The sequence below is a fragment of the Bradyrhizobium sp. SK17 genome, assembly GCF_002831585.1.
Lineage (GTDB): Bacteria > Pseudomonadota > Alphaproteobacteria > Rhizobiales > Xanthobacteraceae > Bradyrhizobium.
The window spans coordinates 1,971,430-1,987,813 of the sequence record NZ_CP025113.1 but is presented as its reverse complement, the minus strand read 5'-3'; the positions used below and the strand labels follow the sequence as shown (position 1 = coordinate 1,987,813).

The 16,384-nt window shown below is 63.3% G+C and carries 19 protein-coding genes and 1 other RNA gene; 13 read left to right on the top strand and 7 right to left on the bottom strand.

Annotated elements, in window-relative coordinates:
* Nucleotides 1–112: 112 nt before the first annotated feature.
* From CWS35_RS09305 to CWS35_RS09295, 3 genes are all read left to right on the top strand, one after another.
* Complete coding sequence (locus tag CWS35_RS09305) at nucleotides 113–1,333, top strand: DNA recombination protein RmuC (protein WP_100951726.1); 1,221 nt, start codon at nucleotides 113–115, stop codon at nucleotides 1,331–1,333.
* A gap of 92 nt (nucleotides 1,334–1,425) precedes the next feature.
* The gene (locus CWS35_RS09300; protein WP_100951725.1) at nucleotides 1,426–1,725 is read left to right on the top strand and encodes a GIY-YIG nuclease family protein; all 300 of its coding nucleotides are present in this window, start codon (nucleotides 1,426–1,428) and stop codon (nucleotides 1,723–1,725) included.
* 120 nt (nucleotides 1,726–1,845) lie between these two features.
* Nucleotides 1,846–3,213 carry an MFS transporter gene (locus CWS35_RS09295; RefSeq protein ID WP_100951724.1) on the top strand — a complete coding sequence of 456 codons (1,368 nt, stop codon included), beginning with the start codon at nucleotides 1,846–1,848 and terminating at the stop codon, nucleotides 3,211–3,213.
* 153 nt (nucleotides 3,214–3,366) lie between these two features.
* Here CWS35_RS09295 and CWS35_RS09290 read toward each other — a convergent pair whose 3' ends face one another.
* From CWS35_RS09290 to ffs, 5 genes are all read right to left on the bottom strand, one after another.
* Nucleotides 3,367–3,795, bottom strand: a complete 429-nt coding sequence (locus tag CWS35_RS09290; RefSeq protein ID WP_168226293.1) for a hypothetical protein — start codon at nucleotides 3,793–3,795, stop codon at nucleotides 3,367–3,369.
* 146 nt (nucleotides 3,796–3,941) lie between these two features.
* A complete protein-coding gene (gene recR / locus CWS35_RS09285) occupies nucleotides 3,942–4,547 on the bottom strand; it encodes a recombination mediator RecR (RefSeq protein WP_100951723.1) in 606 nt (201 codons plus the stop codon).
* A 91-nt stretch (nucleotides 4,548–4,638) separates the two neighbouring features.
* Nucleotides 4,639–4,959, bottom strand: coding sequence for a YbaB/EbfC family nucleoid-associated protein (locus CWS35_RS09280; RefSeq protein WP_100951722.1), 321 nt, complete (start codon nucleotides 4,957–4,959; stop codon nucleotides 4,639–4,641).
* Between the two features lie 21 nt (nucleotides 4,960–4,980).
* Nucleotides 4,981–6,822 carry a DNA polymerase III subunit gamma/tau gene (locus CWS35_RS09275; protein WP_168226292.1) on the bottom strand — a complete coding sequence of 614 codons (1,842 nt, stop codon included), beginning with the start codon at nucleotides 6,820–6,822 and terminating at the stop codon, nucleotides 4,981–4,983.
* Nucleotides 6,823–6,933: 111 nt separating this feature from the next.
* An RNA gene (ffs, locus tag CWS35_RS09270) (signal recognition particle sRNA small type) lies at nucleotides 6,934–7,030 on the bottom strand.
* 111 nt (nucleotides 7,031–7,141) lie between these two features.
* On the opposite strand from ffs, the gene CWS35_RS09265 reads away from it, so the two are divergent.
* The 4 genes from CWS35_RS09265 to CWS35_RS09250 all read left to right on the top strand — a co-directional run bounded on the left by CWS35_RS09265 (nucleotide 7,142) and on the right by CWS35_RS09250 (nucleotide 10,122).
* A complete protein-coding gene (locus CWS35_RS09265; protein ID WP_100951721.1) occupies nucleotides 7,142–7,561 on the top strand; it encodes an HIT domain-containing protein in 420 nt (139 codons plus the stop codon).
* A gap of 6 nt (nucleotides 7,562–7,567) precedes the next feature.
* Nucleotides 7,568–8,518, top strand: coding sequence for an NAD(+) diphosphatase (gene nudC / locus CWS35_RS09260; RefSeq protein ID WP_100951720.1), 951 nt, complete (start codon nucleotides 7,568–7,570; stop codon nucleotides 8,516–8,518).
* 79 nt (nucleotides 8,519–8,597) lie between these two features.
* The gene (locus CWS35_RS09255) at nucleotides 8,598–9,545 is read left to right on the top strand and encodes a sugar kinase (RefSeq protein WP_100951719.1); all 948 of its coding nucleotides are present in this window, start codon (nucleotides 8,598–8,600) and stop codon (nucleotides 9,543–9,545) included.
* A gap of 76 nt (nucleotides 9,546–9,621) precedes the next feature.
* Complete coding sequence (locus tag CWS35_RS09250) at nucleotides 9,622–10,122, top strand: Lrp/AsnC family transcriptional regulator (RefSeq protein ID WP_024578797.1); 501 nt, start codon at nucleotides 9,622–9,624, stop codon at nucleotides 10,120–10,122.
* Between the two features lie 166 nt (nucleotides 10,123–10,288).
* Here the strand turns inward: CWS35_RS09250 and CWS35_RS09245 are convergent, their stop codons facing one another.
* The gene (locus CWS35_RS09245) at nucleotides 10,289–11,788 is read right to left on the bottom strand and encodes a phosphomannomutase/phosphoglucomutase (protein WP_100951718.1); all 1,500 of its coding nucleotides are present in this window, start codon (nucleotides 11,786–11,788) and stop codon (nucleotides 10,289–10,291) included.
* Nucleotides 11,789–11,875: 87 nt separating this feature from the next.
* Here CWS35_RS09245 and CWS35_RS38895 point away from each other — a divergent pair, with 87 nt between their 5' ends.
* The 6 genes from CWS35_RS38895 to CWS35_RS09215 all read left to right on the top strand — a co-directional run bounded on the left by CWS35_RS38895 (nucleotide 11,876) and on the right by CWS35_RS09215 (nucleotide 15,699).
* Entirely contained in the window at nucleotides 11,876–12,133 is a 258-nt protein-coding gene (locus tag CWS35_RS38895; RefSeq protein WP_157817102.1) for a hypothetical protein, read from the top strand.
* A gap of 210 nt (nucleotides 12,134–12,343) precedes the next feature.
* Nucleotides 12,344–13,195 carry a hypothetical protein gene (locus tag CWS35_RS38890; RefSeq protein WP_157817101.1) on the top strand — a complete coding sequence of 284 codons (852 nt, stop codon included), beginning with the start codon at nucleotides 12,344–12,346 and terminating at the stop codon, nucleotides 13,193–13,195.
* Nucleotide 13,196: 1 nt separating this feature from the next.
* Nucleotides 13,197–13,871 (top strand): hypothetical protein, encoded by a 675-nt coding sequence (locus CWS35_RS09230; protein WP_100951715.1) that lies wholly within the window; start codon nucleotides 13,197–13,199, stop codon nucleotides 13,869–13,871.
* Nucleotides 13,872–14,645: 774 nt separating this feature from the next.
* A complete protein-coding gene (locus CWS35_RS09225) occupies nucleotides 14,646–15,032 on the top strand; it encodes an HYD1 signature containing ADP-ribosyltransferase family protein (protein WP_100956178.1) in 387 nt (128 codons plus the stop codon).
* The gene (locus CWS35_RS09220) at nucleotides 15,029–15,304 is read left to right on the top strand and encodes a hypothetical protein (protein ID WP_100951714.1); all 276 of its coding nucleotides are present in this window, start codon (nucleotides 15,029–15,031) and stop codon (nucleotides 15,302–15,304) included. The genes CWS35_RS09225 and CWS35_RS09220 overlap by 4 nt, the downstream gene beginning before the upstream one ends.
* A gap of 119 nt (nucleotides 15,305–15,423) precedes the next feature.
* Nucleotides 15,424–15,699, top strand: a complete 276-nt coding sequence (locus tag CWS35_RS09215) for a uroporphyrinogen III methyltransferase (RefSeq protein ID WP_021080875.1) — start codon at nucleotides 15,424–15,426, stop codon at nucleotides 15,697–15,699.
* A gap of 67 nt (nucleotides 15,700–15,766) precedes the next feature.
* Here CWS35_RS09215 and CWS35_RS09210 read toward each other — a convergent pair whose 3' ends face one another.
* Nucleotides 15,767–16,282, bottom strand: a complete 516-nt coding sequence (locus CWS35_RS09210) for a TIGR02281 family clan AA aspartic protease (RefSeq protein WP_024578790.1) — start codon at nucleotides 16,280–16,282, stop codon at nucleotides 15,767–15,769.
* Between the last annotated feature and the right edge of the window lie 102 nt (nucleotides 16,283–16,384).

Here is a 16,384-nt window from a genome sequence, read left to right as displayed (position 1 = left end):
AACGTTAACCACGTTTCTTCACGCGGGCTTAACCAGGCCAATCAGGACAACATTTACCGCAAACGTTCCCTCTTCGTTCGTGCCCGGCCGCGAATCGGCTACAACTGGCGGCATGAACGAGATTCTGCTCACGATTGGCGACCTTCCGGTCCGCGTCTCCGACGCCCTGATCGGCCTCGGCGCGCTGGCGCTGATCCTGCTGTTTGCGATCGCCGTGGTGATCGCGCGCGGCAGCCGGCGCGGCGCGGAACTGGCGATGGCCCAGGCCATTCGCGCCGACGAGCTGGAGGAACGGCTCGCCGACATGCTGCGGGCGCAGAGCGAATCCTCCGGGCGGGTCGACGCCAAGGTCGACGCCTTCGCGCAGGCGCTCGCCGGTCGCCAGGCCGAGATGGCCCGCGCGGTCAACGAGCGGCTGGATTCGGTGACCCACCGGGTCGGCCAGTCGATGGAACAATCCACCCGCAACACGATGGATTCGCTGCGCGTGCTGCATGAGCGGCTCGGCATCATCGACCACGCCCACAAGAACCTCAACGAGCTCACCACCCAGGTCACGACCTTGCGCGACGTGCTCGCCAACAAGCAGTCGCGCGGCGCGTTCGGCCAGGCGCGGATGGAAGCGATCGTCCAGGACGGCATGCCGAAGGGCTCGTTCGAGTTTCAGTACACGCTGACCACGGGCAAGCGGCCGGACTGCGTGGTGTTCCTGCCCGATCAGCGCCCGCTCTGCATCGACGCCAAATTTCCGCTGGAGGCGATGACCGCGCTGCACGATGCACGCAGCGACGAGGAGCGCAAATTCGCCAGCCAGCGATTGCGCACCGATGTGCTCAAGCATGTCAGCGACATCGCGGAGAAGTACCTGATCCCGGGCGAGACCCAGGACACCGCGCTGATGTTCGTGCCCTCGGAATCGGTCTATGCTGAAATCCATGACGGCTTCGACGACGTGATCCAGAAGGCCTATCGCGCCCGCGTCGTGCTGGTATCGCCGTCGCTTTTGATGCTGGCGATCCAGGTGATGCAGCAGATCCTGAAGGACGCCCGCATCCGCGACGCCGCCGACCAGATCCGCAACGAGGTGATGCATCTCGGCGACGATCTCGGCCGTTTGCGCGACCGCGTGCTGAAGCTGCAAACCCATTTCGGCCACGTGAACGAGGACGTGCGGCAGATCCTGATCTCCGCCGACAAGATCGAGAAGCGCGCCGGCCGCATCGAGGAGCTCGACTTCAGCAAGTCCGAGACCCCGATCGAGGTGCCGCGCTTCGTCAAAAGCGGCACGACCGACCTGTTCCCCGCCCCGCGCAAGCTACAGGCGGGGGAGTGAGGGGCGCTTTAGAAGTTTGTTTGGCGCTCGCGCCACCCAGTCGGTGTCATCGCCCGACTTGATCGGGCGATCCAGTATCCCAGAGGCCGCAATTGGGAACGCGCAGCTTCTACGTCTACATCCTTGCTAGCCGCATCGGTGGCACGCTCTACATCGGTGTGACAAATGACCTCATCCGAAGAGTCGGCGAGCACAAACTGAAATTGGTCGAAGGCTTCACCGGGAAGTACGGCGTCGTGAGGCTGGTTTATTTCGAAATATTCGATGATCCTGAGAATGCGATTCGCCGTGAGAAGAGGCTGAAGAAGTGGAATCGAGCGTGGAAGATCCGCTTGATCGAAGAAGGCAATCCAAATTGGGAAGACTTGTATCCAACGATCGCCAGTGGCTAGGTGTTGTCATGCCCCGCGAAGGCGGGGCATCCAGTACGCCGAGACGTCGGTTGCTGGGCGCTGCCGTCACGGAGTACTGGATCGTCCGCCTTCGCGGACGATGACCTCACGATGGGATAGATGACCGCCCCCGACGCCGCCGCCACACCGGAAAAGTCGCCGCCCGCCGCCAGCTCCTGGCGCGACAGCTTCGCCGTGTACTTGCAGCCGCGGGTGCTGATCGTGCTGCTGCTCGGTTTCTCCTCGGGGTTGCCGCTGGCGCTGTCCGGCTCGACGCTGCAGGTGTGGATGAAGGAGGCCGGGGTCGATCTCGGCACCATCGGGCTGCTGGCGCTGATCGGCACGCCCTACACGCTGAAATTCCTCTGGGCGCCGCTGGTCGATGCGCTGCATGTGCCGCTGTTCACGCAAATCTTCGGACGCCGTCGCGGCTGGCTGCTGCTCTCGCAGCTGTTGCTGATCGTGACGATCCTGGTGCTGGCGATGGCCGATCCGGCGCGCTCACCGTGGTTCGCGGCCTTTGCCGCGCTGCTCGTCGCCACCGCCTCGTCGACCCAGGACATCGTGGTCGATGCCTTCCGCGTCGAAAGCCTGCCCGAAAGCGAGCAGGCCGCCGGCATGGCGTCCTATGTCGCGGCCTATCGCGTCGGCATGCTGGTCTCGACCGCGGGCGCGCTGTTCATCGTCAGCGGATTCGAGTCTGCGGGAATAGCGCGTCCGTCGGCGTGGATGTGGGGCTATGTGGTGATGGCCGCGCTGGTCGTGATCGGCATCGTCACCGCGCTGGCCGCGACCGAGCCTACCCAATCGAAAAGCGCGGAGGCCGCCACGCACGCGCAGAACGCGGCCGAACGCGTGCTGCGCGCGGCGCTCGGCGCGTTCTCCGAGTTCCTCAGCCGCAAGGACGCGTTCGCGGCGCTCGCTTTCGTGGTGCTGTTCAAATTCACCGACGCGTTCTCGGGCACCATGACCGCGCCATTCGTGATCGACATCGGCTTCTCCAAGGTCGATTACGCCGCGATCGTGAAAGGTGTCGGCCTTGCCGCAACCCTGATCGGCGGCTTTGCCGGTGGCTTCGTCGCGCGGCGCTATTCGCTTGCGCAGAGCCTGTGGATCGGCGGCGTGTTGCAGGCGGTCGCCAACCTCTCCTTCTCCTGGCTCGCGCATGTCGGCGTCGATCAATGGGCGCTGGCGCTGGCGATCACCGCGGAGAATTTCACCAGCGCGATCGGCACCGTGATCTTCGTCGCCTATCTCTCGGCGCTGTGCCGCAACCCGCTGCACACCGCGACCCAGTACGCGCTGCTGACCGCGCTCGCGGCGGTCGGCCGCACCTATCTGTCATCGGGCGCGGGCTATGTCGCCAAGGCGGTCGGCTGGCAAACCTTCTTCGTGATCTGCGTGCTGGTCGCGATCCCGAGCCTGATCCTGCTGGCCTGGCTGCAACGGCGCGGACATTTTGACGAGCTGGGGCCGGTGCGGGTTTAGCTCTCCCCGCGTCGTCCTGGCGAAAGCCAGGACCCACCGCACCTGGTTGTGAAGGGATTCTGGCCGCAGCGCCGCGCAACAACCGACAGTTGGGGTAACGGCTCCTGGCTTTCGCCAGGACGACGATGCGGATGGTTCTCGATTCGATCAGACCTACTTGGCCACAACGCTCCACTTGGTGACGATGGCTTCGCTCATCTGACCGGCGTCCTGGGCGCAGGCGATCTCGTCGACCTTCACCGAGATGGCCTTGCCGGAGAGACTCTTGAGCTGCGCGGCCTGGGCGTCGTTGGTTGGAATCAGCTGGAAGGTTTCCGGCCCGGTCTCCAGATTGCAGAGACCGTTCGGCGGCGGCAGGCGGCGCGGCTCGCTGGTGATCTGGTAGGTTGCGACGCGCTTGCCGCGGTTCTTGGCGTCACGCACCTTCATCGCGCTGAGTTCCCCCGACAGCACGTCGCCGGCCCGAATCATCTTGCCGGGCTTCTGCGGCGCATCGCTCTGCTGCGCCACCGCGCAGGGCACGACAAAAACGGTCGCCAGAAACGCAAAGCCCAGGCGTACGCCGAATCGGTCAATCGTCATGTCAGGTGGTTCCGTGTCAGATTCGTCAGAGTGTGGATGACCATCCCCGAATCGTCGTCCACCCTATCATGTTGTTTCAGCGCGATCTTTTCGACCAACGACCGATTGCCCGGCAAACCCCGGCAAATCCGGCCTTCGATCGCGCTTCAGAACAACGTTCGCTGCCGCATGGCAGCCGATAGCGTACCTTCATCGAGGTAATCAAGCTCGCCGCCGACGGGCACGCCATGCGCCAGGCGCGTCACCCGCACATTGGCCTCCGACAACAGATCGGTGATGTAATGCGCGGTGGTCTGGCCATCGACGGTGGCATTGAGCGCCAGAATGATCTCGCTGACCTCGGGCGCATGCGCGCGCACCACCAGCTGATCGATGGTGAGATCCTGCGGCCCGACGCCATCGAGCGGCGACAATGTCGCGCCGAGCACATGGTAGCGGCCATTGGTCGCATTGGCGCGTTCCAGCGCCCAGAGATCGGCAACGTCGGCGACCACCACGATGATCGAGGGATCGCGGCGCGGATCGGTGCAGACCGTGCAGGGGTTTTGTGTATCGATGTTTCCGCAGGTCTTGCAGACTTGGATCTTGTCGATCGCGACCTGTAGCGCCGCGGTCAGCGGCGTCATCAGCGCTTCGCGCTTCTTGATCAGGTGCAACGCCGCGCGCCGCGCCGAGCGCGGCCCCAGACCCGGCAGCCGCGCCAGCAACTGGATCAGGCGTTCGATCTCGGGACCGGCGACGCTTGCGGCCATTAGAGCATGACCCGGAAAAGTGCGAAGCGGCTTTCCGAGGAGGTCATGCTCAGCAAAGCACGATGATGATTCATCTTGATCTCGCAGCGCCTCACGTCGGACCAAATCCCGGCGGCAGGCCGAGCCCGCCGGTGATCGCCATCATCTTTTCCTGCATCGCGGTCTCGGCCTTGCGGCGGGCGTCGCCATAGGCGGTGACGAGCAGATCCTCAAGCACCTCGCGCTCTTCGGCCTTCATCAGCGAGGGATCGATCTTGACGCCCTTCACTTCCATCTTCGCGGTCATGCGCACCGCGACCAGGCCGCCGCCGGAAATGCCCTCGACCTCGACATTGCCGAGTTGCTCCTGCATCTCCTGCATCTTGGATTGCAGCTGCGCTGCCTGCTTCATCATGCCGAGAAAATCAGCCATGCGTGCGTCCCTGTGATCGGATCAATCGTCGTCGCTGTCGGAAGTTTCAATCGGGTCCTCGCCGGTCGCGTCGGCGACCGGAACCTCGGCGGCAAGGCGGCGGACCTCGATCACCTTGGTGCCGGGGAAGCGCGTCAGCACCTCCTGCACGCGCGGATCGGCCTCCGCGGAGCGCTGATGTTCGCTGCGGGCCTGCTCGTTCTGCGAGCGTACCGTGGGCTGGCCGGCCTCGTTGGAGATGATCACGGTCCAGCGCCGCCCGGTCCATAATTCGAGCTTGCGCGGCAGATCGGTGACCAGCGCGCGCTGGGCCTTCGGCTCGAGCGCGATCTCGAGCTGGCCATCCTCGATGCGCACCAGCCGCACGTCGGCCTCCAGCGCGCTCTTGGTCATGATGTCGCGCTTCTCGCCGGCGAGCGCGATCAGCTGCGGAAAGCTCGTGATGCGCAGCGCGGGCGCGGCGTTGGCGGCGGGCGATGCCAGCTGCGGACGCGCGGCGAGATCGGCGCGCGGCGCCGCCTGCGGTGCCCGCACCGGCGCCGGCGACATCGCTGATATCGCCGCGCTCGGCGCGCCGCGCGGCGATGATGATGCAGCGGAGCCGGACGTCGCGGGCGCAGCACCTCCGCCATTCTGCTCGATCATCCGGATCGCTTCATCCGGCGTCGGCAGATCGGCGACATAGGCGATCCGCACCAGCACCATCTCGGCAGCAGCCGCCGGGCGGGTTGCGGTCTGCACCTCGGCGATGCCCTTGAGCAGCATCTGCCACATCCGCGACAGCACCCGCATCGAAAGCTTGACGGCGAATTCGCGCGCGCGCACCCGCTCGGTCTCGCCGAACGCGACATTGTCGGCGGTTGCCGCCACGACCTTCACGCGGGTAACGAAATTGACGAATTCGGCGAGATCCGACAGCACCACGACCGGATCGGCGCCGACATCATATTGCGCGCGGAATTCGGCGAAGGCGGCGGCGAGATCGCCGCGCGCCAGCGAGTCGAACAGGTCTATGACGCGGGTGCGGTCGGCGAGGCCGAGCATCTGGCGGACGGCATCTGCCTTCACGTCACCCGCGGCATGCGCGATCGCCTGGTCGAACAGCGACAGCGAATCGCGCACCGAGCCTTCCGCGGCGCGCGCGATGATGCCGAGCGCCTCGGGCTCGACCGTGACGCCCTCTTTCGTCGCGATGTTGCCGAGATGCTTCATCAACACATCGGCCTCGACGCGGCGAAGATCAAAACGCTGGCAGCGCGACAGCACCGTGATCGGAACCTTGCGGATCTCGGTGGTGGCGAACACGAACTTGGCGTGCTCCGGCGGCTCCTCCAACGTCTTCAGGAAGGCGTTGAACGCCGCCGTCGACAGCATGTGGACTTCGTCGATGATGTAGACCTTGTAGCGCGCGCTCGCCGGTGCATAGCGCACGCTGTCATTGATCTGGCGGACATCGTCGACGCCGGTGTGGGACGCCGCGTCCATCTCCAGCACGTCCATGTGCCGGCTTTCCATGATCGCCTGGCAGTGCACCCCGAGGTCGGGCATGTGGATGGTCGGGCCCTTCACTGAGCCGTCGGGCTTTTCGTAGTTGAGCGCACGGGCGAGGATGCGCGCGGTGGTGGTCTTGCCGACCCCGCGGACGCCGGTGAGGATCCAGGCCTGCGGAATCCGCCCGGTCTCGAACGCGTTCGAGACGGTGCGGACCATGGCCTCCTGGCCGATCAGGTCCTCGAAGCTGGAGGGGCGGTATTTGCGGGCAAGGACGCGATAGGGCTTGGCTGCGTCGGGGGCGCCGCCCAGGTCAAAACCGCTTTGGCCTGCGCCGTCGGGCGGTTGGGAGGGGTCGCCAGCGTCATTCATGCGTCGATCCGCAACTTTGGGGTCTCTTGCAGCCGGCGTGCGGATGAGAGCCGAAATCGAGCGCCGGGCGCGGAGACCGCCATTCCAGCGCGATTCGCTCGGAAAAAACAGGTAGGAGACTGACGAGCGACCCGATCCGGACCTCGTTAGGGCTGCTTCCTTCCGGACCTGACCCGGTTGGCGAGTGGCTCGTCCACCGCCAATCTCCCGGTCCCTATTTGGGGCCAAAACCGCCGGAAAGCAAGCGCTCTGACCCGGCTTTGTAAGGCCGGCTTTGTGGGGCTTGTACGGGAACACATAAAGGCATTATTTGCCGGTCATGCCCGCCTCCAACTGGTCGCTGCATTCGCAGCTCAACAAAGACACCATCGACATCGGCGACCTGCCGCTGTGCAAGGTGCTCGTCATCAAGGATGCGAATTATCCCTGGCTGCTGCTGGTGCCGCGGCGCGACGGCGCGGTCGAGATCATCGACCTCGACGAGGTCGAGCAGGCCCAGTTGATGACCGAGATCACCCGGGTCTCGCGCGCGCTGAAAGAGATCACCAAATGCGACAAGCTGAATGTCGCGGCGCTCGGCAATCTGGTCCCGCAGCTTCATGTCCATGTCATCGCCCGCCGGACCAGCGACGCTGCATGGCCGCGTCCCGTTTGGGGCGTGATGCCGCCGCTGGCGCATGACGCCGAGGAAGTGCAGAATTTCATCAGCGCGCTTCGCCGCAAGATCTGGTTGGGTTGAATTTCAATGTCAGCATCCGATTCCTTTCCGCTCGGCCAGCCGGCCTTCGTCACCCATGCACTGGACCGCGCCGCGCATCTGCGCACCAGCGACGAAAAACTGTTCGCGCTGGAGGGCCATCGCGAGGCACGCGCCTATGTGATCTATCGCGACTCGCTGGTGGTGAAGCAGGACGACGGCGGGGCCCGCGCGCTGCTCTCGCTGGAAGAGGCCCGGAGCTATGGTGCAAACCCTGGCACGATCTTCCTCGGCTTGCGCGATGCGGCGCCGATCTTCGGCATGGGGATCGCGCCGCAGGCCGCCGAGAAGCTGGTCGGGCGCAGCGATGTCGCGATCACCGAACTGCGCGGCATGGCGATGCAGGGCGTGGTGCCGCCGGAGCAGCTCTCGGCGATCGCGATGGCGAAATCGATGGTCACCTGGCACCAGCGCCACGGCTTCTGTCCGAACTGCGGCACCCGCACGGCGATGCGCGACGGCGGCTGGAAGCGCGAATGCCCGAGCTGCAAGGCCGAGCATTTTCCGCGCACCGACCCGGTCGTGATCATGCTGGTCACCCATGGCGACAAGGTGCTGCTCGGCCGCCAGAAGCAGTTCATGCCCGGCATGTATTCCTGCCTCGCCGGCTTCGTCGAGGCCGCCGAGACCATCGAGGATGCGGTCCGGCGCGAGATTTTCGAGGAGAGCGGCATCCGCTGCACCGACGTCAACTACTACATGACGCAGCCCTGGCCCTACCCGTCATCGCTGATGATCGGCTGCACCGCGCGCGCGACCAGCGAGGAGATCGTGGTCGACCGCACCGAGCTCGAGGATGCACGCTGGTTCGATCATGCCGAGGCGACGCTGATGCTCAAGCGCCAGCATCCCGACGGCCTCGCCGGTCCGCATCCGTTCGCGATTGCCCATCATCTGCTCGGCCGCTGGGTGCATCACCGAAACCCGTTGGAGCAATAGCGGGAACCGGACATCGTTCTGCCCATTAGACTGGACACAGCTTGAGCCAGCCGACGGAACCATTGCGACGGACCCCTGCATGAATTTTCAAGACGGCGCCCCGAAAGTCCCGCCCCGCATCCTCTGCATCGGCCTGCCGGTGCGCGACCTGACCTTCCGGGTCGGCGTTCCGGCGCGCGGCTCCAAGGAGAATGCGACCCATTTCGACGAGATCTGCGGCGGCAACGCGCTGAACGCCGCGATCGGCATCGTCCGGCTCGGCGGCCGCGCCTCGATCTGCGGACCGATGGGCGATTCGCGGGAAACCTCGAGCCGCTTCATCTTCGACAAGCTCGCCGAGGAAGGCATCGAGACCAATCATCTGATCCACATGCCTGACCTGGTGACGCCGATCTCGGCGATCATGATCGACGACACCGGCGAGCGCACCATCGTCACCTTCCGCGATCCGGAGCTCTGGAAGGTGAAGCTGCCGCCGACCGAGCTGCTGCTGGAGGATTGCGCGGCGATCCTGACCGAGAGCCGTTGCGCGCCGTTCTGCACCGAGCTGTGCGCCGAGGCCGTCAGGCGCGGCATTCCGGTCGTGGTCGACGTCGACCGCGCGATGTCGATGCGGGAAGGGCTCTTGACCGCCTCCTCGCATCTGGTGTTCTCCAGCGAGCCGCTACAGGAGACCGCCGACGTCACCGACGACGGCCAGGCGCTGCGAAAGCTCGCCAAGCTCACGCCCTCGTTCCTGGCCGGCACCCGCGGCCCGAAGGGCACGATCTTCCTCAACGAGAAGGGCGAGCTCGAGGAGAGCCCGGCCTTCCCGGTCCATACCGTCGACACGCTGGGGGCGGGCGACGTCTTCCACGGGGCGTTCGCGCTGGCCGTCACCGAAAAGCAGGAATTGCGGCAGGCGCTGCGCTTCGCTTCGGCCGCCGCGGCGCTGAAATGCACCCGCTTCGGCGGCGCTTATGCCGCACCGCAACGTACTGAAGTTGAAGCGTTTTTGGGTGAGCACGCGGGTGCCGGGCGGGCCTGAGCGGTCACGACCCGCTTGATTTGGAAGATTTTTCTCTATATGAGGGAGATTGAACCTTCATATGGAACTTTCTTCTATGACCGATGTCGCCATTCAGCTTCATGACAACAACCGCCGCCTCGACGCGATCGATCGCAAGATCCTGACCGTGTTGCAGGAGGACGCCTCGCTCTCCGTCGCCGAGATCGGCGACCGCGTCGGGCTGTCGTCGACGCCATGCTGGAAGCGCATCCAGCGGCTCGAGGCCGACGGCGTGATCCTGCGCCGGGTGGCGCTGGTCGACCAGAACAAGATCGGGCTCGGGATCTCGGTGTTCGTCTCGGTCGAGAGCGCCGACCATTCGGAAGCCTGGCTGCGCAAATTCGCCGACGCCGTCAGCGCCATGCCCGAGGTGATGGAGTTCTACCGGATGGCCGGCGACGTCGACTACATGCTGCGCGTCGTGGTCGCCGACATGCAGGCCTATGACGTGTTCTACAAGAAGCTGATCAGTGCGGTGCCGCTGAAGAACGTCACCTCGCGCTTCGCGATGGAGAAGATCAAGTCGGTGACCGCGCTGCCGGTGCCGGCGGCGTAGGCGGCGCCTGCTCCGCTGCCGTCGCCCAGGCCTCAGTGTCATCGCCCGGCGTGACCGGGCGATCCAGTACGCCGCGACTTATCGGCTCAATCACATCCGTCTCTGGAATACTGGATCGCCCGGTCGAGCCGGGCGATGACGGTTTGCTTGGGGCGCGAGCGCCGCCTCAAATCTTCTGATTGTACTCGCCGACCTCGGGATGGGTGCGCAGCACCGAATCCATCGCCTCGAACATGTCGCGCATGCGCTGTTCGCTGACCGGGCTTTCCACCACGACGACGAGCTCCGGCTTGTTCGAGGAGGCGCGCACCAGGCCCCAACTGCCGTCCTCGACCGTGACGCGCACGCCATTGACGGTGACGAGATCGCGGATCGACTGGCCCGCGACCTTGCCGCCGTTCTGCTGCAACGTCTCGAAGTGCTTCACCACGGCATCGACCACGCCATACTTGGTCTCGTCGGCGCAATGCGGCGACATGGTCGGCGACGACCAGGTCTTCGGCAATGCGTTCTTCAGGTCGGCCATCGACTTGCCGGGCGCGCGGTCGAGCATCTCGCAGATCGCGATCGCCGACACCAGGCCGTCGTCATAGCCACGGCCGAACGGCTTGTTGAAGAAGAAATGCCCGGACTTCTCGAAGCCGGCGAGCGCGCCGAGCTCGTTGGTGCGGCGCTTCATGTAGGAATGGCCGGTCTTCCAGTAGACGGTGTTGGCGCCCTGCTTCTGCAACACCGGATCGGTCACGAACAGCCCGGTCGACTTCACGTCGACGACGAACCGCGCGTTGGCGTTGATCGCCGACATGTCGCGCGCCAGCATGACGCCGACCTTGTCGGCAAAGATCTCCTCGCCGGTGTTGTCGACCACGCCGCAGCGGTCGCCGTCGCCGTCGAAACCGAGACCGACATCGGCCTTGTGCGCCAGCACCGCATCGCGGATCGCGTGCAGCATCTCCATGTCTTCCGGATTCGGATTGTATTTCGGGAAGGTGTGATCGAGCTCGGTGTCGAGCGGGATCACCTCGCAGCCGATCGCCTCCAGCACCTGCGGCGCGAACGCGCCCGCGGTGCCGTTGCCGCAGGCGGCCACGACCTTCAGCTTGCGCTTCAGTTTGGGCCTATTGGTGAGGTCGGCGATGTAGCGCGCCGGATAGTTCTCGTGAAACTGGTAGGAGCCGCGGGCTTTGTTGTGAAACGCGGCGTTGAGCACGATCTCTTTCAGCCGCGTCATCTCGTCGGGGCCGAAGGTCAGCGGCCGGTTGGCGCCCATCTTGACGCCGGTCCAGCCATTGTCGTTGTGCGAGGCGGTGACCATCGCGACGCAGGGCACGTCGAGATCGAACTGCGCGAAATACGCCATCGGCGTCACCGCAAGCCCGATGTCGTGCACCTTGCAGCCCGCCGCCATCAGGCCCGAGATCAGCGCATATTTGATCGAGGCGGAATAGCCGCGAAAGTCGTGCCCGGTGACGATCTCCTGCTTGACGCCGAGCTCCGCGATCAGCGCGCCGAGCCCCATGCCCAGCGCCTGCACGCCCATCAGGTTGATTTCCTTGTTGAACAGCCAGCGCGCGTCGTATTCGCGAAACCCGGTCGGCTTCACCATCGGCTCGGACTCGAAGGCATAGGTGTTCGGGACCAGCGCGGATTTCGGCTTCGGAAACATCAGAAACGGCCTCGTGGAAATGCGGAGGAACAACGCTGCTGGCTTTAGCGAATGCATCGCCGCAGCGGAAGGCGGGATTGACGGCTTGTGGCGAATAATTACGGCAGATTTGGCGTCGGCGAAATACCTGCACGCCGGCGCAATCCGCCGCGCTATTGCGCCCTGCGAGCTGCTCTGCGCATCGAACAATTGACACGTCGGGCAACTCACCGATACATTTTCATCATCGCAACAATTAAGCCCGCACCGGAAAATCCGCTGCGGGCTTTTTCAATCGGACAGGTCGCTGTCGGCCAATACGCTGCCGGGCGCACCGGAATTGGCCACCGCAACGAGCTGAACTGACCGATAGCCAGGGCCGCTCCCGCCGACAGACGGGCGCCCAGCGAAGACGATGGGCAGCGGCACTTCCGCGCCATCGCGCAAGCCAGCCTTCAAGCACTCTGCCTTCAAGCATTTGCCTTCAAACATCCAAAGCCAACCCAGCCCTCTCCGCAAGGTGCGGTCACGCACGGGCTCGCCCGAAGCTGTCCGCAATATCTGTAGGTAATGATCATGCCGGACTACTCTCTGGTGCCGGTGGACCATCAGCCGGACTTCGATGACTACTCGCTCGTTCCCGTTGACCACGATCCGTTCGTCGCGGATGGCGTAACTCAACTGGCGCAGTTTCAGCAGTCGCCGAGACCGACTCAACCGGCGCAGCCACAGCCGCAAACCCAATTGCAACAGTCTGCGACAGGAGCCGGTCAACCCGGCGTCAATGGGCCGGCGACTGGCAGCAACCCCAGCGGATCGGGTGGCGTCGCCGGCGTCGGCTATGCAGGAAGCGATCCAAACAACCCGACTTGGGCTCAAGGCTGGTCGATCGAGTCCAGCCCCTTCGGCGGAAATCCGACACCAACGCAGCCTCTGACTGATGATCAGCTAAACCTCATACGTCAGAAAATCGTCGATCGAGCTAACGCTCAAATTGGTTCAACCGCATGGACCACCGAAGTCGCAAAGGGGAATTTCCCTGAAGGCAAGAACAAATGCAATTTGTTCGTCCATGAGATGCTGACCGACGCGGACGCGAGTCCCGGTCTCCCGAATGGGCATTGGTACTGGAAGCATTTTCCGCCCACCGCCGGACAATGGGCAGATCCATCGTATGCAATTCCCGGATGGCGCGTCCTGGGTCCCGACGAGTCGCCCCAGCCGGGAGATGTGGCGGCGCAGCCGAGAGATTATAGCGACGCGACGGGGCATGTCGTGATCGTGGGGCCGAACAACACGTTCATAGGCGTCGGGTCTCCTCCCTACGACGGGGCTCCCGAAAGGATTGAAAGCGGCTCCAAAAAGGACATTATAGTGCGCGCCCCTGCCAAGGGTCCGATACTGTATCGACGCTATGTCGGGCAATAACATGCGACGCTTCATCCTGTCTTGTGTGCTGTCGCTCGGCTGCGCGTTCGCGCTCTGTCTGAATGCCGCCAGCGCGGCCTCCAACGGGAGCGAAGCAAGCGCGCCGCACGATGAAGACAAGTATCAAGCCTATGTCGAGAAAGTCGCCCAGGCGACAAGAGATGATGCTGTTGACCGCATACCGCCCCAATATCCCCCGTCCGGCGACGCGTTCGAAGAGCTTGTGGCCGCCGCGCCAGAAAACATCGATTTTTGCATTCGCTATCTAACGGAAGGAAGGGAGGGCGGGCGGATCGCCCTCTATGCGATGTATCAACTCGATGTCGATGAATATGTCGTGCTTATAAGAAAACTGGTGAAACTGTACCGCAGTGGCCTGTTACCCGAAGGCGCATTATCGGGAGCGATATACTATCGCTATTCTCTTGTTGCCCTTGATCATTACGATCATCCGAAAATTCAGGCACTTTTCAAGGAATTGGCGGCACAAGACTTTCCGGACTATATCAAGTGGGAAATTAGATATATCCGTTCTGGTGAGGGGTTTGCGCGGAAGAGATGGCGGGATTTTGATCGGGAGTGCTCGCGCTGGTCGGAGATACGATCGATCTCAGCATGCGTTTCGCTGGCGGCGGAGATATTGAGGGTCTATGCGGTCTCTTTGGCGACGCGGTGATCAGCAGGCGTCTTGATGGCGCAGCCGCTTGCGCTTGAACAGTTGTGGGGCCGAATGCCAACTTCCTCGGCGTTGGAGCGAGCGAAAGGATCGAGAGCGTTGCTGCAAAGATGATGGGTAACAATCAGCCTGGTGGTCTGCTGGTCTATCATCGTTACGAGCCTTAGCATGCGGCGCGCTCGAATATGGCTCCTGCTATGCTTCGGATGCCTCTTCGGTTGCTGTCCAGAAATCGATGCCGCCGAACCATCTGGTCGTACGGCCGACGGCTCGCATGACGCCAGGAGTAGGGCTTTGGTGGATCGGCTCATGCTCGCCCGAAGCTGTCCGCAATATCTGTAGGTGATGATCAATGCCCGATTACTCGGGCGCCGATGACTTCTTCAGGTCCACCCCTCGCGGAATCGCTTCTGGCCTGAACAGTGCGGGGAGCGCATTGGCGCGTGCCACGCAGGCCGAGATGGGGCAAGACGTGGACGCGCCGACCCCGGCACAGGGGATGGACATTCTTGAGAAGAATGTAACCGGACCCATGCACAGGCCGGAAGGCCGAGCGGGCAAATTCGGTGCATCTGTCGGAGAATTTGTCGGCAATCCCGCTTCCTATGTCGTGCCCGGAGGATTGCCGTTCAAAGTCGGAGCGGCTGCGCTGGGGGCTTGGGGAGCGAGGCTGGCGGTCAACTTGGTGAGGGAACCCGTCTGGAGCTACCTCTCCGGATCCTCGGCGGCCTACTCGGTGGCCTTGGTGCCGCCAAGATAGCACCTGCGAGCAGGGTGAGGCCGCCGACGGGTGCAGTTGAAGACGTTCCAGGCGCTGGGCTTCGTAACCTATATCACTACACCGACGAGGCTGGCCTGAACGGCATCCTGAATGAAGGAAAGCTAAATCCTTCTCTGAAAGCCCGAAGACCACGCGATGTGAAGTATGGAAACGGTCAGTACCTGACCGATATTGAGCCGGGCACTATTGAGCCGGAAAAGCTTTCGGAAGCCCTCGTACAAAACAAACACCAAGCGAAAAAATTCACTCACTACCTCGAAATCAACCCGGCCGGTCTGAATGTGACTAAAGGCCGGCTCGGTGTTTATGTTATCCCAAACGAGGGACCGTTGGATTTGAACAACAGGATTATCAGCAGCGGAAAGGTGTCCGACCAATGACCTATCTCAAGGTGAAGCGGATTCACGCGGTACCCGACCAACCAGTGTTCACCTATAGCGAGTTGGACGACGAACGTTGGGAGCTTCGCAAGGTCGAAATCTTTCCCGACGGAAGGATCCTATATGCCGATCCTGACGTCGAATTCGAGGAGACGGGCCTGAGCACGATGCCATACCCGTCGTTTGAGGAGATCGCCGCCAATCCGAAGTACGACGCGAAAGTGATATCAAAGGCCGAGTTCGAAAAAATCTGGGCAATGGCAACGGCGTGAACGGGTTTCGCTCCTGCACGGCACGATCGGCAAACACGGCCAACAGATCAAGACGGTGCGGCTTCGCAACGCCGCTGGCTTTAGCGAGTGCATCGTCGCAGCGGAAAGGTGTCCGACCAATGACCTATCTCAAAGTGAAGTGGATTCACGCGTACCCCGATCAACCGGTCCTGATCTACAGCGAGTTGGATCACGAACGTTGGGAGCTTCGTAAGGTCGAAATCTTTTCCGACGGAAGAATCTGGTATGCCGATGCTGAAGTTGAGGTCGGGGACACGGGCCTTGGTCAGATGCCATTGCCGTCCGTTGAAGAGATCGCCGCCGATCCCCAGTTCGTGCCGGAAGTGATATCAAAGGCCGAGTTCGAAAAAATCTGGGCAATGGCGACGGCGTGAACTGATCCGCATCACGGAGAAAGACATCCAGCGGAAGACTTGGATAGGCGCTTGATGCCAATCGGCCTTACTGCTCCAGCAACAATTTGCCGTTGGCGTATTCGAAGCGCTTCAGCTTCGAGAGGAAGGACAGGCCGAGCAGGTTTTCCGACAGCGCCTCGTCCGGCAGCACCAGCGCGTCGACGTCGCGCACCGTGAGGCCGCCGACCTCCAGCATGGCGATGCGGGCGCGGGCGGCCTTGATGGTGCCGTTGGCGGTGGTGACGCGCGAGGTGTAGTCGCCCGGCACCGGACGCAGGCCGAAGCGCGCCGCCGAGGTTTCGTTCAGGGCGACCACTGAGGCGCCGGTGTCGACCATGAAATTGATGCGCTGGCCGTCGATCCGGCCGTCGGTCGCGAAATGACCGCGCGGATCGGGCGCAATGCTGACCGTGCGGGCGGCGCTGGCCTGCGCCACCGTGACGGCGGGGGCGATGGTCTGCTTGGCGGTGGTCGCGGCGGCGGGCGACATCTTGCTGGCCATCTGGCCCATGAAGGTGCCCAGCCCGATCAGGATGGCCGCGAAAATCATCAGGTTACGCATGACACCATACTCGGAAAACCGAACACGCAATTTCACCACGCCGTCCGCCCCGCCGCGAGCGAAGGCGGCTGTGCGAGCTTGCCATTTTGGCGAAAAGGATGA

Coding starts and splice junctions, on each gene's coding strand:
- CWS35_RS09255 (WP_100951719.1), top strand. CDS start 8,598: ATGAATTTTCAAGACGGCGCCCCGAAAGTCCCGCCCCGCATCCTCTGC.
- CWS35_RS09250 (WP_024578797.1), top strand. CDS start 9,622: ATGACCGATGTCGCCATTCAGCTTCATGACAACAACCGCCGCCTCGAC.
- CWS35_RS09210 (WP_024578790.1), bottom strand. CDS start 16,282: ATGCGTAACCTGATGATTTTCGCGGCCATCCTGATCGGGCTGGGCACC.
- CWS35_RS09215 (WP_021080875.1), top strand. CDS start 15,424: ATGACCTATCTCAAAGTGAAGTGGATTCACGCGTACCCCGATCAACCG.
- CWS35_RS38890 (WP_157817101.1), top strand. CDS start 12,344: ATGCCGGACTACTCTCTGGTGCCGGTGGACCATCAGCCGGACTTCGAT.
- nudC (WP_100951720.1), top strand. CDS start 7,568: ATGTCAGCATCCGATTCCTTTCCGCTCGGCCAGCCGGCCTTCGTCACC.
- CWS35_RS09265 (WP_100951721.1), top strand. CDS start 7,142: ATGCCCGCCTCCAACTGGTCGCTGCATTCGCAGCTCAACAAAGACACC.
- CWS35_RS09245 (WP_100951718.1), bottom strand. CDS start 11,788: ATGTTTCCGAAGCCGAAATCCGCGCTGGTCCCGAACACCTATGCCTTC.
- CWS35_RS09230 (WP_100951715.1), top strand. CDS start 13,197: ATGCGACGCTTCATCCTGTCTTGTGTGCTGTCGCTCGGCTGCGCGTTC.
- CWS35_RS09220 (WP_100951714.1), top strand. CDS start 15,029: ATGACCTATCTCAAGGTGAAGCGGATTCACGCGGTACCCGACCAACCA.
- CWS35_RS09305 (WP_100951726.1), top strand. CDS start 113: ATGAACGAGATTCTGCTCACGATTGGCGACCTTCCGGTCCGCGTCTCC.
- CWS35_RS09295 (WP_100951724.1), top strand. CDS start 1,846: ATGACCGCCCCCGACGCCGCCGCCACACCGGAAAAGTCGCCGCCCGCC.
- CWS35_RS09290 (WP_168226293.1), bottom strand. CDS start 3,795: ATGACGATTGACCGATTCGGCGTACGCCTGGGCTTTGCGTTTCTGGCG.
- recR (WP_100951723.1), bottom strand. CDS start 4,547: ATGGCCGCAAGCGTCGCCGGTCCCGAGATCGAACGCCTGATCCAGTTG.
- CWS35_RS09280 (WP_100951722.1), bottom strand. CDS start 4,959: ATGGCTGATTTTCTCGGCATGATGAAGCAGGCAGCGCAGCTGCAATCC.
- CWS35_RS09275 (WP_168226292.1), bottom strand. CDS start 6,822: ATGAATGACGCTGGCGACCCCTCCCAACCGCCCGACGGCGCAGGCCAA.